This is a genomic window from Qipengyuania xiapuensis, assembly GCF_019711395.1.
GTDB lineage: Bacteria > Pseudomonadota > Alphaproteobacteria > Sphingomonadales > Sphingomonadaceae > Qipengyuania > Qipengyuania xiapuensis.
This window is the reverse complement of record NZ_JAIGNL010000001.1, coordinates 1232237-1246459: the sequence shown is the minus strand read 5'-3', so window position 1 is coordinate 1246459 and position 14223 is coordinate 1232237. Positions and strand designations below refer to the sequence as shown.

The window sequence follows — 14223 nt, the reverse complement described above, 5'->3', positions numbered from 1 at the left end:
TATCGGGGCCATGATGCACGATCGAACCGGTCCGACGCAGGCGCAGATGCAGCAGATGGCGGAAAGCGTTGTTGCCAAGCTGCCGCAAGAATTCCGCGCGCAGATGGGCGAGATCGTGATGCGGGTGGAAGATTTCGCCACTGCAGAACAGCTCGAATCGGTCGAACTTTCCGACAAGTGGGAACTGACCGGCCTCTATGAAGGCGTGGCCCTGACCGAACGCTCGGTTTGGGAAAGCCACCGCATGCCCGCGCGGATCTGGCTGTTTCGACAGCCGCTGATCGCCGAGTGGCGCGAGACCGGCGTGCGCATGGACGACCTGGTGCGCCACGTCGTCATCCACGAGGCCGGACACCATTTCGGCTTCAGCGACGACGACATGCACTGGCTGGAAGACCAGGCCGACTGACCCCCAGAACCACAAAAGCCCACGACCCTTGCGGGTCATGGGCTTTTATGGCGCGCCAGGAAGGATTCGAACCTCCGACCGCCTGATTCGTAGTCAGGTACTCTATCCAGCTGAGCTACTGGCGCGTTGGAGGGCGGCAAATAGGCAGGTGGCCTGAACTTGGCAACACCTAATCCGCCTTTTTTTGCATCAACCCTGCAGCGAGTTCCACATCGAGCGGCGGCTTGGCCAGTTCGGCGATCGCATCGGGGGTGAACCAGTCGATGGCGCCCCCTTCCAGCGCGGCTGGCTCACCCTCCCAGCGGGTGCATGTGTAAAGGAGTATGACAATCGGGCGCTCGCGCGCGTTCTCCTCTTCCTGCGCGAAACCGGCAGGTATGAGGTCGCCCGCGCGGATAGTGATTCCAAGCTCCTCCGAAATCTCCCGAACCAGCGCATTTACGGGCGTTTCGTGCGATTCCACCTTTCCGCCGGGAAACTCCCACAAGCCGCCATGGTGCTTGTGATCGGGCCGCCTGTGCATGAGCCAGCGCCCCACCTCGTCCTCGAGCGCCAGCGCCACGACCAGGGTTATTGTCGGGATATTTTGCAAATCGTTGGAACCTCGAAACACTTTCTTAACACCTGGGCGATTACCTAGCCCCTGTCAGCTACGAATTGACATTGGGGGCAACCAAAGTGGTCGAGTTCTTCAAGAAACTGAAACGCGACGACCGCGGTGCCACTGCAGTCGAATACGGGCTGATCCTCGCGCTGGTCTTTCTTGCGATGATTGGTGCTGTCCAGAGCTTTGGACAGACTTCCATTCAGATGTGGGATCGGATCTCGGTGGCCACTCAGGGGGCTAACCAGTCGGCCGGCGTCTAAAAAGACGCTGCGAGGTCTAAAAGCGTCGATCGAGTTACGATTTGTCAACTTGTCGGCGTCAGAACGAGGATTGCTCAAGCCGTGGGACACGGTGAGAGTCGGGTACGAAGACTGAACCAGGAGACTACACATGAAGTTCATCAACAAGCTGCGTCGCAACGAAGAAGGTGCAACCGCTATCGAATACGGCCTGATCGCTGCTCTGATCGCCGTTGCTGCTATCACTGCAATGCAGACCCTCGGTAACGAGCTGAACACGACCTTCGGCACCGTGTCGACCACGATGCAGACTGCTAACGTCTAATCGACGCAAGCATCTCATGAAGAAGGCGGCGAGGATCACTCCTCGCCGCCTTTTTCTTTGCCTGAAACGGATTTGTGAAACGTCGTCCTAGCTTCCGCGGACGACGATCTTCACCTTCTGGCCGGCCCGGACTTCTTCGCCCGAGGCAAGGCCGTTGAGGACGCGGAAGCGTTCTTCCTGCGCGCTCGAATACGCCATCCGACGCGAAAGCGAAGCTACCGTATCACCCCGTGCGACCGTGATGACGTCGAGCACGCGCGGCACGACACTGGCCGCTTCCTGGGTCGAGATACGGCGCACCGACGAATACATCTGGTTGAACGTGCTTGCGCTGCCCGCAGGCGTAATGCCGAGGAAGTGGTATGCGCGGTCGTTGCTGAACTCGTAGGCGAAGACGGTCACGTCGACCTGGCTCTGCCCGTTGTTCACCCGTGCGGTGCCATAGGCGGCAGGCAGTCCGTTGACCGTGGTGCGCTGAATGTTCGACGGCCGGATCTGCTGCTGCTGGCTAAGCGAGCTGAAAACGCTGTTCACGTAGCTGTTGAGGTCGCCATTGTACTGGGCCAGCGTGAATTGCGCCTTGCCCGACTGGCCGTTGACCGTCACCGCCCGCGTACCGTTGACCATGTAGAAGCCCTGCGGCGCAGTGAATGCGAGACGCAGTTCGGGATGGATGAACTGGCGTCCTTCCACGACGCCCTGCTCGGGATCATCGCCATAGACCAGCCCGTCGATGCGGGTGAGGAATGTGTCGCGATTGATCGTGCCGGTCATCCCTGCCGCCTTGTTCAGCGCTGTCTGCACGCGGCTGGCGGGATCGGGGTGGGTCGAGGCCCATTCGGGGAGACGCGCATCGTCCCGGCCCTGAAGGCGGGCGTCGAGTGCGTTCTGCGCCGCGAGGCTGGATAGCACCGTGCCCATCGCGCGCGGATCGTAGCCCGCAGTGTCCAGGTACCGGATGCCCAGCTCGTCGGCCTCGAGCTCCTGGCTGCGCGAGAACTTGAGAGTGAGCAGCTGCGAACCCTGCAGAGCGGCCTGGCCGAGCTGCTGGCCGAGCGGATTTCCGCCCAGCAGGATGCCCGAAAGGATCGCCCCGGCTGCGCCCAGGATCGAGTTGCGCTGCGCGGTCGCCTGCCGGCGCTGCGAGTGGCGCGCCGCGACGTGGCCCACTTCGTGGCCGAGCACGGCGGCGAGTTCCGCCTCGTTATTCATCAGCGTCACCAGCTGGCGCGTCGTGTAGACATAGCCGCCGGGGATCGCGAAGGCGTTGTTCACCGGGCTGTTGACGAGGCTTACGGTGAAGCTGTCGCGCGCGCCTGCAAGGCCCGACTGGACCGCGATGTTCTTGCCGACCTGTTCGACATAAACCGCCTGGCTGCCCGTCATCGCGCCGCCGAATTCGGCGAGCAGCTGGGGATGAGCCTCGGCCCCGGTCTGCGCTTCGCTCTGCGTGATCGGAGCAGAAGCATCGGGGATATTGCCCCCCATGCAGCCTGCGAGCGCAAGCGACAGGACGGCGGTGGTGGAGGTGGCGGCTATTCTGGTGCGCGACATGCGATACTCCCTCGTGGAGGCTGCGCGCGATCTTGGTGCCGGTACGCAGGCCCGATTCGTTTACCTTGGGAGAACAGTGGGATGGGCCGCTTTGTTCCCGTCCCCGTGCAAGCAGCAGATCAGCCTGCCATTTGCAGGAAGCGTTCCTCGCGCATGCGCTTGAGTTCCTCGGCCGATTTGTTCGACAGCATGTCGAGCTCTTCGCCGATCGCTTCGCCCAGCGCCTTCGCCATTGCCTGCGGGTCACGATGCGCGCCGCCTACAGGCTCGTTGACGATGCGATCGATCACGCCGAGCTTTTCGAGGTTCTGCGCGGTGATCTTCATCGCCTCGGCCGCATCGGGTGCCTTTTCCGCGGTGCGCCAAAGGATCGAGGCGCAGCCTTCGGGCGAAATCACCGAGTAGACCGCGTGTTCGAGCATGAGCACGCGCTCTGCACTGGCCAGCGCGACAGCGCCGCCCGAACCGCCCTCGCCCACGATGGTCGCGACCATGGGGACGGGAAGCGCGAGGCAGGCCTCGGTCGAACGGGCGATGGCTTCCGCCTGTCCGCGCTCTTCGGCTTCGACACCCGGGAATGCACCCGAAGTGTCCACCAGCGTCACCACCGGCAGGCCGAATCGGCCCGCCATGTCCATCAGGCGGATCGCCTTGCGATAGCCCTCGGGCTTGCCCATCCCGAAGTTGTGGCGGATGCGGCTCGCCGTATCGTTGCCCTTCTCGTGGCCGATCAGCACGACCTTGCGGCCGTTGAGCTTGGCAAAACCGCCGAGAATCGCCTCGTCCTCACCGAATGCGCGGTCACCGCCGAGCGGCACGAATTCGTCGAAGGCATGCTCCACGTAGTCGCGGAAATGCGGGCGCGAGGGATGCCGCGCGACCTGCGTCTTCTGCCACGGGGACAGCGCCTCGTAGGTGCTCGCGAGCAGCTGCGCGCTCTTCTTCTCGAGGCGCTTCAGTTCCGCGGAAATATCGACATCGTCGCCTTCCGACGCGTCGCGCAGTTCGGCGATACGCTTGTCGAGCTCGGCAACCGGCTTTTCGAATTCGAGATAAGAAACCATCGGCAGTCCGCTAGTCGCTACGGCGGGCCTGCGCAAGCGGGTGACGCTCGTTTACCAGCTTCACGAGCCGCGCGGCATCGACATGCGTGTAGATTTGCGTGGTGGCGATATCGGCATGGCCGAGCAGGGTCTGCAATGCGCGAAGGTCCGCACCGCCCTCCAGCAAGTGCGTGGCAAAGGCGTGGCGCAGGACGTGGGGGCTGAGCTTTTCGGGCGGCAGGCCGGCACGTGCAGCCAGTTCCTTCAGCATCTGGAACAGGCGGACGCGGCTCAGATGTGATTTTCGCGAAGGGAAGAGCCACTGCGATCCATCCTCGCGCAGGGCAAGCCAGCGCGAGAGGACCTTCTTCGCCCGCGAGCTCACGGGCACAAGGCGCGCCTGCCCGCCCTTCCCCGTAACCGTCAGGAAAGGCTCGTCGCGCGGGACTGCGGACAGCGGCAGCGACACCAGCTCGGTCGCGCGGAGGCCCGAGCCGTAGAGCAGTTCGAGCATGGCGAGCAGGCGCACCGCCTCGGGCTTGTCGCCGCTCGCCTCCTCCTCCGCTCGCTGGAACAGCGCCTCGACCTGCGCATGTCCGAGGATCTTGGGCAGTGGTCGGCGTGTCGCGGGCCGCGGGAGCGCGTGGGTCGGATCGTCCTCCCGATCGCCCTCGTCGATGAGGAAACCGTAGTATTGCCGCAGCGCAGAGACCTTCCGCGCCAGCGTCGAGGGCGCGAGCGAGGACCAGCCCTGCCCCAGCCGTGCCAGTTGCGCAGGCTTCGCCTCGGCCAGCGTCACGCCCAGCATCTCCTCGGCCTGTCGCAGGTCGCGACCGTAAGCGAGCAGCGTGTTGCGTGCCGCGCCGCGTTCGGCGGCGAGCATGGCGAGGAAATCCTCGATATCGCTCATCTTGCGGGCATCAGGCCCGTGCGACCGCCTCCGCGGCGATCATCCGGGCTTCCGCTTCGAGCCCCACGCGACTGAGCGCGGAGACGATATGGTAGAGGTGACGCGCGGTCATCTGGTCCCAGTCGGTGCCCTGCATGCCGAGGCCTGCGAGGATCACCACCAGCGCGGCATTATCTGCAGCGGCGGCCTTCTCGATCATGCGCGTCCAGGATGTCTGCGCGGAGAGGTTCACGCCGAGCCGTTCGCTGTACTCGGCGATATTGTCGCTGTCGGTGCGGCCAAGACCGGCAAGGCCAGCGAGCAGCATCTTTGACTTGCGTTGCCCGGCGGATTCGTCGCCATTCTCGAAAGTGTCGAGCTGACCGTCGGTCACCTGCACGTCCTGCGGGTTCGCGAGAGCCAGCAGGGCCCAGCCTACGCTGCCAACTTCGACCACGCCTGCCCAGCGCATCGCATCGCGATCGAGGCCGGCGGTCAGCATCGAGGCGATGAGCTCGGGCGCATCATCGGCGAAATCGTCCGAAGGCGTCAGGCGCGCAGCCGCATAGGCGGTCAGCACCAGGCCGCTGTACCCGTCCTCGCCGTTCCAGACCTCGCGAATGGCGGCCATGCGCTGGCCGGCATCGGGATCGACATAGGCGTTGCGCAGGCTGGCAGCGCGCGCAATCGCCTCCTCAGCGGTGCTGTCCTCCTGCCGGTTGGCGTATATCTGCGAATAGAGATCGACCATCGCGGTCGCCGAGAGGATGCCCGATGCGGCCGCAAGGCTCGCTCCGCGAAGGCGCTGGGCAACCGGCAATGCAGGCGTGCTGGCGCTGGCTTTCAGGTAATACGGCCCGAGCGTTTCGGAGAGACCTTCCGGGATCGGCTCGCCCAGCGCGTTCGACAGGGCAAAGCGCCAGGGCGTCATCGATTCGATATCGTCCCACTCGATAGTGACGGCGCGGCGTCCCGATCCGGCGGCTCCGGCAAAGCGCTGCGCCAGCAACACGTCGATGCGGTCGTCCTCGGTTCGGCTCAACAGGCGGCGCAGGTCGTTGTTGGCAGCGGTCGTCTCGCCCGCATAGGCCGAGCAGATGCCCTCGAGCATCAACCATTGCAGGTCGTCACGTTCCGACTGGCCCAGCCGCACCACCGGGCACGCGCCGAGAATGTCCGAGGTCCCGATATGCGCATCGAGCGCTGCCGTGGTGAGATCCTCGGAATAGTCCGCCGTATCGACGTCCTGCACCAGAGCGCGCGCAGCGGCATGTTCACCCATGGCATTGAGCGTGGCGGCCCTCAGCGATGCGAACGCCACCGGGTCCATCCCGGCCGGCGCATTCAGGCGGCTCGCCAGTGCACGGCGCAGGACGATATGCCCCCAGCGCGACACGAGCGGCTGCGTCGTATTGGCCAGGGCAGCACGCACGATCGAGGCAGGCTGGCGGGCGAGCGAGCCGACCGGCAGGCCGCCCTCGGCCTCGCTGATGATACCTACGCGCTCGGTCGAGCGGCGTGCGGCAGGCGGAATGTCGTAGCGCGGCTTGAGGCCCAGAAGGTCGTCGAGATCGTCGACGGTCATTTCTTCCAGTTCCTCGACGGAGGGGATATCCGACAAGGTCACGCCGGACACATCGACAGGGCCCGATGTGGAAGGAACTTGCTGTACGACCTCTCCCCCGCCAGCGGGCGCTGCAGGAGCTGACGGTGCAGTTGGCGTCGAAGGCGTCGGTGCCTGCGTTGCCGTTGCCGTCGGCCTGGGCGTGGGTGTCGGTGTGGGCGTCGACGTACCGACTCCGGGCGGGAGCAGGCTTTCAGGCGCCCGCTGGGCGAGCACCGCACTGGAACCGAGCACCAGCGCTGCTCCGGCAAGGAGTGCTGCGCGCTTCATCGTGCGCTCTCCGGGATTTCCACCGGCTGCGAGATGGGATGCAGCGGCTCTTCGCCCCCGTCGATCCATGCGACGACAAGGATGGCGACCAAGCCGAGAATGACGATCCCTGCGATGCGCGAACGTTTGACGGCCAAGTTTTTCGTATCCCCGGTGAACAATCCGATGTCTTGCCCGCGCCCTAGCGCATCTATAACCCCACCGGCAATGAGCAACACGCCTTCCCCTGCCTACGATATCGACACTGCCGCGATTGCTGCACGCATCGACCGGCCGCTGGTGCTCGTCGGGCTGATGGGCGTGGGCAAGTCGACCATCGGCAGGCGGCTGGCGGGCGCGCTCGGCCGCAGCTTCGTCGATGCCGACGAGGAGATCGAGCGCGCGGCCAACCGAAGCGTGGGCGAGATCTTCGAGGCGCATGGCGAAGCCTACTTCCGCGACGGCGAGCGGCGCGTGATCGCGCGGCTGATGGAGGAAGGTCACGGCGTGATCGCAACCGGGGGCGGTGCCTTCGTCGACGACGAAACCCGCGCCCTGGTGCTGGAGAACGGCCTTGCGATCTGGCTCGACTGCGATCTCGACACGCTGGTCGAGCGCACCTCGCGCAAGGACACCCGCCCGCTGCTCAAGACCGGTGACCCGCGCGAAATCCTCTTCAACCTCAAGGAACAGCGCGGTCCTGCCTATTCGCAGGCGCAAATCCATGTCGTGACCGACGACGGCCCGCACGAGGCGACCGTTGCACGCATTCTCGAGGAGTTGGCCGCATGGCGGTAATCCCCGTCGCACTGGCCGGCCGCAGCTACGAAGTGCGCGTGGGCGGCGGACTGCTGGCGAATGCCGCCGGGGAAGCCGCTGCTTTCCTGCGCAAGACGCGCGTGCCGATCGTGGCCGATGCCAATGCGAGAGCGAAATGGGGCGACGCGGTTGAAAGCTCGCTCGTCGCAGCGGGCAAGGAAGCACGCTGGTACGACGTCGAGCCGGGCGAAGGTTCGAAGAGCTGGGAAAGCCTCGCCCGCCTGACCGACTGGCTGCTGGCGGAAGGCGTCGAGCGCGGAGACCACGTGCTGGCACTCGGTGGCGGCGTGGTCGGCGATCTCACCGGCTTTGCCTGCGCCATCCTCAAGCGCGGCTGCGGCTTCGTGCAATTGCCCACCACCCTGCTGGCGCAGGTCGACAGTTCGGTCGGCGGCAAGACCGCGATCAACACTGTGGCTGGCAAGAACCTCATCGGCGCATTCCACCAGCCCTCGCTGGTGCTGGCCGATCTGGACGCGCTTTCGACGCTTCCGGCGCGGGAACTGCGGGCGGGCTATGCCGAAGTGCTCAAATACGGCGTGCTCGGCGATGCGGAGTTCTTCGGCTGGCTCGAAGAGAACGGATCGGACGTGCTCGCGCTCGAAAGCGACGCACTGACACACGCAGTTGCGACCAGTGTCGCCGCCAAGGCGCGCATCGTCGCCGAGGACGAACGCGAGACGAGCGGCGCGCGCGCACTGCTCAATCTCGGCCACACCTTCGGCCATGCGCTCGAGGCGGAGACCGGCTTTTCCGACAAGCTGCTTCACGGGGAGGCAGTGGCGCTCGGCATGGTTCTGGCCGCCCGCTATTCGGCGCGGCGCGGTGAGATATCTTCCGCGGAAGCTCAGCGCGTGACCCGCGCGATCGACGCAGCGGGACTGCCCGCCGAGATCGCCGCACTCGGCCTCGATTGCAGCGGCAAGGTCCTTGCCGACCACATGCTGCATGACAAGAAGATGGATGCAGGCACCCTGCCCTTCATCCTGCTGCGCGGGATCGGCCAGGCTTACCTCGCGCGCGATGTCGCGATGGACGATATCGCGGACTTCCTCGACGAGCAGCTCCAGTCGCACTAACCTCCGCGTCCATGACGCGCTTCATCGACCTGTCCATCCCGATCACCAACGACGTCGTCTCCGATCCGGAGGTGATGCGGCCCAAGATCCAGTACATGACCCACGAGAACACGTGGGAGCAGATCGCCATGTTCTTCCCAGGCCTGGAGAAAGCCGACCTGCCCGACGGCGAAGGCTGGGCGGTCGAGATGCTCGAGCTCTCGACGCACAACGGCACCCATATGGACGCGCCGTGGCACTATCACTCGACCACCGATGACGGGGTCAATCCCGCACCCAGCATAGACGAGGCCCCGCTCGACCGCTTCCTGCGCCCGGGCGTGAAGCTCGATTTCAGCCATTTGCCGCATGGCCACGTGGTGAGCGCGGCAGAAGTGGAGGAGGCTTTCGACAAGATCGGATACGACCTCCAGCCGCTCGATATCGTGTTGGTGCAGTCGGGCGCGGTCTATGGCACCGAGAATTTCACCGACCAGGGCGTGGGGTTAGGCGCGGAGGCAACGCTCTGGCTGACCGAGCGCGGCGTCGAGGTTGTCGGCACCGATGCGTGGAGCTGGGATGCTCCCTTCAGCCACACGGCGAAGCGCTGGGCGGAGAAGCGCGACCCCTCGATCATCTGGGAAGGCCACAAGGCTGGCCGCATCCGGCCCTATTACCAGATCGAGAAGCTCACCAATCTCGAAAGCCTACCGTCGCACGGCTTCACCTTCAGCTGTTTCCCCGTGAAGATCGAGCGCGCAAGTGCAGGCTGGATTCGTGCGGTTGCGATGATAGAAGGCGAGGAATGACAAAGAGATACATCCCGCTCGCCCTCGCTTTCCTCGCCACGCCGCTGGCTGCCCATGAGGGCAGCACAGAGATCATGTCGTCGCCCTCGCCGGTTGACTATGCGGCTTCGCAGGCGGTCGTCGAGCCGGTGCTTGCAGAGCTCGAAGCGGGCAATACGGACACGGCTATCGAACTGATTACCAGTCAGAGCGAGATTTTCGCATCGAAGAAGGCCGAGGTGAACGTGCTCGCCGGACAGGTTCGCACGGTCTACGAAATCTATGGACCGGTCACGAAGTGCATCATGTCGGAACGTGAGCACGCGTCGGAACTGCGGATCAAATACACATATGTGTGCCAGCACCGTGAACTGCTGGTGCGATGGAACTTCGCCGTCGACAATGTGCCGAAAGGCTGGATCATCACCAACTTCCGGTTCTCAGATACCTTCTGACCTGGCTGCCGACACACAGGTGTCGGCAGGTCAGCTCGCGCGCGCCTTGATCGGCGTGACCTTGCCAGCGCCGTGCGGCTGGTATTCGGCCATCATCACGTCGTGCTCGGCAAAGAGACGCTCGATTTCGCTGCGGCGGTCCAGCAGCATCTGCGCGATGCCCGGCGCGAGGCTGTCGCCTTCACCGATCTTGCCCAGAATGCCAGCGAGATCGCTGATCGTCGCGTCTTCAGGGGTCTTGTGATAATTGCCCCTGCCGTCGAAGAACCCTGTTCCCCTGTGTGCCATGTGCTTGCTCCTGTTTGCATGTGTCAGAAGCGACTCGAAGGCATGCAGTATCTCAACGGCGGGAAATTCTTAAAAGTGCGTTTACCCTGAAACGCGCCCCGACCCCCAAATTCGCAAGATTCGAAAAGCACCCGGCAAGCCGGATTGCGCGGCGATTTGGTTAATCGCCACGCCCGATATCCGATTCAGCAATTTCGACTATTCGAGTTCGAGGATGACCTCGTCGACCGCGAGCGAATCGCCCTCGCCTGCATTGATCTTTCCGACGGTCGCCTGCTTCTCGGCGCGAAGGATGTTTTCCATCTTCATCGCCTCGACCGTGGCGAGCGGCTGGCCGGGCTGGACTTCCTCGCCCTCGGCTACGTGCAGCTTCACCAGCAGGCCCGGCATCGGGCAGATCAGCATCTTGGAAAGATCCGGCGGCTCCTTCTCGATCATGTGCGATGCGAGGTGGGCGATACGGCTCTGCAGGATGCGCAGCGAATGGGTCGCGCCGCGGGTGGTCATGTCATAGCCGGTGCGCGTGGGCTTCAACTGGATCGTGTAGACCTCGACCGGCTCGGCGTCCTCGTCGGCATCGTTATCGTAGAGCGCGACGTCGACCATGTTCTCGCCGGGCGTATACTGCATTTCGATCGTGACCTGCTCGCCGTCGACCGTGAGCGCGGTTTCCTCGAGACGGACCTCGTGCCTGGTCGAGCCTTCCTCGCGGTCGCCGATGCGGATGGTCCAGTCGCCCGGCGCATATTCGTCGCCGTCGAGCTGCTGGTTGATCCGGCGTGCGCGGTCGGCATCGGCCGTGGCGATGACACCGCCCACTGCCGCAAGGACGCCCTTAAGCCGGTCACCGGCAGGTGCACCCTCGAAGCCTTCGGGATATTCCTCTGCGATGAAGCCGGTGGTCAGCTCGCCCGAACGGAAGCGCTCGTGCTGCATGATCGCACTGAGGAAATCGACGTTGTGGCCGAGACCCTCAATGCGGAAGGCGTCGAGCGCGGCAATCTGGAGGTCGGCTGCCTCGTCGCGCGTTTCGCCCCAGGTGATCAGCTTGGCGATCATCGGGTCGTAGAACATCGAGACCTCGCCGCCTTCGAACACGCCGTCGTCGACGCGGATACCGTCGAGGCCGCGGCGGCCGTTCGCCTCGCCATCGTCGGCCCAGGGCTCGACCGGCGGCTGGTAGCGCACGAGGCGGCCCGTCGAGGGCAGGAAGCCGCGATAGGGGTCTTCGGCATAGACGCGGTTCTCGATCGCCCAGCCGTCGATCTTCACGTCATCCTGCGTGATCGACAGCTCTTCGCCTGCGGCAACGCGGATCATCTGCTCGACGAGGTCGACGCCGGTGATCGCCTCAGTAACGGGATGCTCCACCTGCAGGCGGGTGTTCATTTCGAGGAAGTAGAAGCTCTCGCCGGTCTTGTCCGCGCCCGAGACGATCAGTTCTACCGTGCCCGCGCTGTGATAACCGACCGCCTTGGACAGGGCGACGCACTGTTCGCCCATGGCCTTGCGCATCTTGGGCGTCACGAAAGGCGAAGGCGCTTCCTCGACCACCTTCTGGTGGCGGCGCTGGATCGAGCATTCGCGTTCGTTCAAATAGATCACGTTCCCGTGCTTGTCGCCGAGGATCTGGATCTCGATGTGGCGCGGGTCCTCGATGAATTTCTCGATGAAGACGCGGTCGTCGCCGAAGCTGTTCAGGCCTTCGCGCTTCACGCTTTCGAAGCCTTCGCGCACGTCCTTTTCCGAATAGGCGAGACGCATGCCCTTGCCTCCGCCACCGGCGGAAGCCTTCATCATCACCGGGTAGGTAATCTCGTTCGAAATCTCGACCGCGTGATCGGTATCGCGGATTTCGCCGACGAAACCGGGGACGACGTTCACGCCTGCCTCGCGGGCGATCTTCTTGGATTCGATCTTGTCGCCCATCGCCGCGATCGCATTGGTGGGCGGGCCGATGAAGGCGATGTTTTCCTTGGCCAGCGCCTCGACGAAGCTCGCACGCTCGGAAAGGAAGCCATAGCCCGGATGCACCGCCTCGGCGCCGGTCTGCTTGCAGGCTTCGATGATCTTGTCCGCGATCAGGTAGCTTTCGGCTGCCGGAGCGGGGCCGATATGCACTGCCTCGTCAGCCATGCGCACGAAGGGCGCGCGGGCATCGGCGTCGGAATAGACGGCAACCGTGGCAATTCCCATGCGCCTGGCAGTCTTGATGACACGACAGGCGATTTCACCGCGGTTGGCGATCAGGATCTTGGAAAACAAACGGGCCTCCGGAAGGCAGGTGTACAAACGTATGCACGCCCATGCCGCACCGGAGGCCCCGTATCAAGGCAGCTACCTCAATCGCGGTCGATATGACCGATATGACGCTGTTCGCGCAGGATCAGGGAATCGAATTCTTCCCAGATCGCCTTGGCCTTGTCCTCGCCGCCCATCTGGCGAACGAACTCGGCTTCCCACTTCTTGCCCTCGGGATTTTCGCTCCAACCCATGGCGGCAATGCCCTGCCGCATCGGCAGCGCGACGATGGAATCCCATTCGCCGGTCGCCATGTGGAAATCGATCACGTCGCTATGACCGAGAGCGGTGTCCACCTTCTGGAACATCTCGATGATTTCGTGGGCGCGCTCGCCTTTGCCCGGTTTCCACTTGATCAGGTTGATCCGGTACCAATCGAGCTCTGCAAGTGCAGGCTCCTCGTGATTGTCCGCGAATGCCGGTGCTGCGGGAATTGCAAGGCCGATCGCGGCCATTGCGAGTACAAGCTTCTTCATACAGTCCACTCCCCTGTAAGGATGCGCGACCCCGAGAAGCGACCCGGAAACCGATCCTTTTTCCCAGGACCGGAACAGGCGGGAAAACAGTCTTTTGAGGCGATAAAGTCAATCACCCGCGGCAGGGGCAGGAGGGTTACTCCGGATGCGCCACATAGCCTGCCAGCGCGTGGGCATAGGCCTGTGCGCCGCGGCGGTCGCCCTCGCCTTCGAGCAGCGAGGTGACGGCAGTGGCGAGACGGTGCTGGTTCTCCTGCGAAAGCTCTCCCAGCGGCGAGACGTAGATGCCGATGGTGAACAGGATCGCGCCGGTTTCGGGCAGGCGTCGCAGGGTCTGGCGTTCGGAGCGCACGAAGAGCGTGTCTCCGGCATTCTCGGGCGTGACATGCGCGAAGGCCTCTTCGGGCGGCTCGGCCACCCAGCGGCGTTCGCCCGTGGCGGCGATGAACCAGTTGCAACGTCCGTAGATCGCGCCGGCCTTCAGCTTTGCCATGAAATGATCGACGCCGCTGGCGAGTTGCTCTTCATAGCCCTGGATCGGCGCGTGGAGCGCGCGGAGCGGCAGGCCCATCTTGTCGGCCGGCGTCCAGTCGGAAGGCCAGGCAACAGCCGCGCCGACGAGGCGGTACTGATCGTCCCCTTCGCGCAGGGTGAGGAGGCACATGTCCTCGTGATGCGCGGCGGCTACTTCGGGAAGTCCGCCCGACAGGCCGAGCATGGCGGCAAGCTCCGCACCAGGAGCCTCGCCTTCGGGGGAAACCTGGACACCCTCGGGATAGGCTGCGAACCCCGCTTGCCGCGCGGCTAGGTCAGGCTTGGGCTGGAGCCAGTCGCTCTCGTCCAGCTTAGCGAGCCCCATCTTGAGCACCCCGCCGCCGCGCGCCTTGGGTAGCAGATCGTCGACGGAGAAGCCGAGGGTCATGGTTGCGGCCGCCAACGCACTAAATATGCAAGCCCTAGGCTCAACAGCATTCCGCCCCACCCCAGAAAATCGAAAAGGGGATCGACGGCCGCGCATTCAAAGGACTGGTCAATCCATTCGCAGGAATGAGAACTCCAAGCGTAAAATGCGAGAGCCGCGGAGAACAGAAAGCCCAAA

The 14223-nt window shown here is 64.1% G+C and carries 17 protein-coding genes and 1 tRNA gene; 7 read left to right on the top strand and 11 right to left on the bottom strand.

All coding sequences use genetic code 11. The features are described from left to right. Positions 1-10: 10 nt before the first annotated feature. A complete protein-coding gene (locus K3163_RS06330; protein WP_221553543.1) occupies positions 11-409 on the top strand; it encodes a metallopeptidase family protein in 399 nt (132 codons plus the stop codon). A gap of 48 nt (positions 410-457) precedes the next feature. Here the strand turns inward: K3163_RS06330 and K3163_RS06325 are convergent. Together K3163_RS06325 and K3163_RS06320 are read right to left on the bottom strand one after the other, a co-directional pair. Next, a tRNA-Arg gene (locus tag K3163_RS06325) sits at positions 458-534 on the bottom strand. A 44-nt stretch (positions 535-578) separates the two neighbouring features. Then, on the bottom strand, positions 579-971 hold the full coding sequence (locus tag K3163_RS06320) for a (deoxy)nucleoside triphosphate pyrophosphohydrolase (protein WP_345719707.1): 393 nt from the start codon (positions 969-971) through the stop codon (positions 579-581). Positions 972-1087: 116 nt separating this feature from the next. Here K3163_RS06320 and K3163_RS06315 point away from each other — a divergent pair, with 116 nt between their 5' ends. Both K3163_RS06315 and K3163_RS06310 read left to right on the top strand, forming a co-directional pair. Further along, positions 1088-1276 carry a Flp family type IVb pilin gene (locus tag K3163_RS06315; protein ID WP_221428701.1) on the top strand — a complete coding sequence of 63 codons (189 nt, stop codon included), beginning with the start codon at positions 1088-1090 and terminating at the stop codon, positions 1274-1276. Positions 1277-1406: 130 nt separating this feature from the next. Next, positions 1407-1580, top strand: coding sequence for a Flp family type IVb pilin (locus tag K3163_RS06310; protein WP_221428702.1), 174 nt, complete (start codon positions 1407-1409; stop codon positions 1578-1580). Positions 1581-1667: 87 nt separating this feature from the next. On the opposite strand, the gene K3163_RS06305 is transcribed toward K3163_RS06310, so the two are convergent. The 5 genes from K3163_RS06305 to K3163_RS06285 form a co-directional block, all read right to left on the bottom strand. Next, positions 1668-3134: a M48 family metalloprotease gene (locus K3163_RS06305; RefSeq protein ID WP_221553541.1), complete on the bottom strand. Its 1467-nt coding sequence runs from the start codon at positions 3132-3134 to the stop codon at positions 1668-1670. A gap of 119 nt (positions 3135-3253) precedes the next feature. Further along, the gene (locus K3163_RS06300; protein WP_221428704.1) at positions 3254-4198 is read right to left on the bottom strand and encodes an acetyl-CoA carboxylase carboxyltransferase subunit alpha; all 945 of its coding nucleotides are present in this window, start codon (positions 4196-4198) and stop codon (positions 3254-3256) included. A gap of 10 nt (positions 4199-4208) precedes the next feature. Next, on the bottom strand, positions 4209-5087 hold the full coding sequence (locus tag K3163_RS06295) for a tyrosine recombinase (protein WP_221553540.1): 879 nt from the start codon (positions 5085-5087) through the stop codon (positions 4209-4211). A 10-nt stretch (positions 5088-5097) separates the two neighbouring features. Next, the gene (locus K3163_RS06290; protein WP_221553539.1) at positions 5098-6960 is read right to left on the bottom strand and encodes a hypothetical protein; all 1863 of its coding nucleotides are present in this window, start codon (positions 6958-6960) and stop codon (positions 5098-5100) included. After that, positions 6957-7097 carry a hypothetical protein gene (locus tag K3163_RS06285; protein WP_221428707.1) on the bottom strand — a complete coding sequence of 47 codons (141 nt, stop codon included), beginning with the start codon at positions 7095-7097 and terminating at the stop codon, positions 6957-6959. The genes K3163_RS06290 and K3163_RS06285 overlap by 4 nt, the downstream gene beginning before the upstream one ends. 70 nt (positions 7098-7167) lie before the next feature. Between K3163_RS06285 and K3163_RS06280 the strand changes: the two genes are divergently transcribed. The 4 genes from K3163_RS06280 to K3163_RS06265 are packed head-to-tail and all read left to right on the top strand — an operon-like array spanning position 7168 to position 10059. Then, a complete protein-coding gene (locus tag K3163_RS06280; protein WP_221553538.1) occupies positions 7168-7737 on the top strand; it encodes a shikimate kinase in 570 nt (189 codons plus the stop codon). Further along, complete coding sequence (aroB, locus tag K3163_RS06275) at positions 7728-8837, top strand: 3-dehydroquinate synthase (RefSeq protein ID WP_221553537.1); 1110 nt, start codon at positions 7728-7730, stop codon at positions 8835-8837. Before K3163_RS06280 ends, aroB begins: the two co-directional genes overlap by 10 nt. Before the next feature lie 11 nt (positions 8838-8848). Continuing rightward, positions 8849-9625, top strand: coding sequence for a cyclase family protein (locus K3163_RS06270; RefSeq protein WP_221553536.1), 777 nt, complete (start codon positions 8849-8851; stop codon positions 9623-9625). Beyond that, positions 9622-10059, top strand: a complete 438-nt coding sequence (locus K3163_RS06265) for a hypothetical protein (protein ID WP_221553535.1) — start codon at positions 9622-9624, stop codon at positions 10057-10059. Before K3163_RS06270 ends, K3163_RS06265 begins: the two co-directional genes overlap by 4 nt. Before the next feature lie 30 nt (positions 10060-10089). Here K3163_RS06265 and K3163_RS06260 read toward each other — a convergent pair whose 3' ends face one another. From K3163_RS06260 to K3163_RS06245, 4 genes are all read right to left on the bottom strand, one after another. Continuing rightward, positions 10090-10347 carry a hypothetical protein gene (locus K3163_RS06260; RefSeq protein WP_221428712.1) on the bottom strand — a complete coding sequence of 86 codons (258 nt, stop codon included), beginning with the start codon at positions 10345-10347 and terminating at the stop codon, positions 10090-10092. Positions 10348-10545: 198 nt separating this feature from the next. Next, complete coding sequence (locus tag K3163_RS06255) at positions 10546-12612, bottom strand: acetyl-CoA carboxylase biotin carboxylase subunit (protein WP_221553534.1); 2067 nt, start codon at positions 12610-12612, stop codon at positions 10546-10548. Positions 12613-12689: 77 nt separating this feature from the next. Beyond that, complete coding sequence (locus tag K3163_RS06250; protein ID WP_221428714.1) at positions 12690-13124, bottom strand: hypothetical protein; 435 nt, start codon at positions 13122-13124, stop codon at positions 12690-12692. Between the two features lie 136 nt (positions 13125-13260). After that, on the bottom strand, positions 13261-14046 hold the full coding sequence (locus K3163_RS06245) for a heme-dependent oxidative N-demethylase family protein (RefSeq protein ID WP_221553984.1): 786 nt from the start codon (positions 14044-14046) through the stop codon (positions 13261-13263). Positions 14047-14223 lie beyond the last annotated feature (177 nt).

Excerpts from the sequence above, each read along its gene's own strand:
- K3163_RS06330 (WP_221553543.1), top strand. The coding sequence starts at position 11 with ATGATGCACGATCGAACCGGTCCGACGCAGGCGCAGATGCAGCAGATG.
- K3163_RS06310 (WP_221428702.1), top strand. The coding sequence starts at position 1,407 with ATGAAGTTCATCAACAAGCTGCGTCGCAACGAAGAAGGTGCAACCGCT.
- K3163_RS06305 (WP_221553541.1), bottom strand. The coding sequence starts at position 3,134 with ATGTCGCGCACCAGAATAGCCGCCACCTCCACCACCGCCGTCCTGTCG.
- K3163_RS06300 (WP_221428704.1), bottom strand. The coding sequence starts at position 4,198 with ATGGTTTCTTATCTCGAATTCGAAAAGCCGGTTGCCGAGCTCGACAAG.
- K3163_RS06295 (WP_221553540.1), bottom strand. The coding sequence starts at position 5,087 with ATGAGCGATATCGAGGATTTCCTCGCCATGCTCGCCGCCGAACGCGGC.
- K3163_RS06290 (WP_221553539.1), bottom strand. The coding sequence starts at position 6,960 with ATGAAGCGCGCAGCACTCCTTGCCGGAGCAGCGCTGGTGCTCGGTTCC.
- K3163_RS06280 (WP_221553538.1), top strand. The coding sequence starts at position 7,168 with ATGAGCAACACGCCTTCCCCTGCCTACGATATCGACACTGCCGCGATT.
- aroB (WP_221553537.1), top strand. The coding sequence starts at position 7,728 with ATGGCGGTAATCCCCGTCGCACTGGCCGGCCGCAGCTACGAAGTGCGC.
- K3163_RS06270 (WP_221553536.1), top strand. The coding sequence starts at position 8,849 with ATGACGCGCTTCATCGACCTGTCCATCCCGATCACCAACGACGTCGTC.
- K3163_RS06265 (WP_221553535.1), top strand. The coding sequence starts at position 9,622 with ATGACAAAGAGATACATCCCGCTCGCCCTCGCTTTCCTCGCCACGCCG.
- K3163_RS06260 (WP_221428712.1), bottom strand. The coding sequence starts at position 10,347 with ATGGCACACAGGGGAACAGGGTTCTTCGACGGCAGGGGCAATTATCAC.
- K3163_RS06250 (WP_221428714.1), bottom strand. The coding sequence starts at position 13,124 with ATGAAGAAGCTTGTACTCGCAATGGCCGCGATCGGCCTTGCAATTCCC.
- K3163_RS06245 (WP_221553984.1), bottom strand. The coding sequence starts at position 14,046 with ATGACCCTCGGCTTCTCCGTCGACGATCTGCTACCCAAGGCGCGCGGC.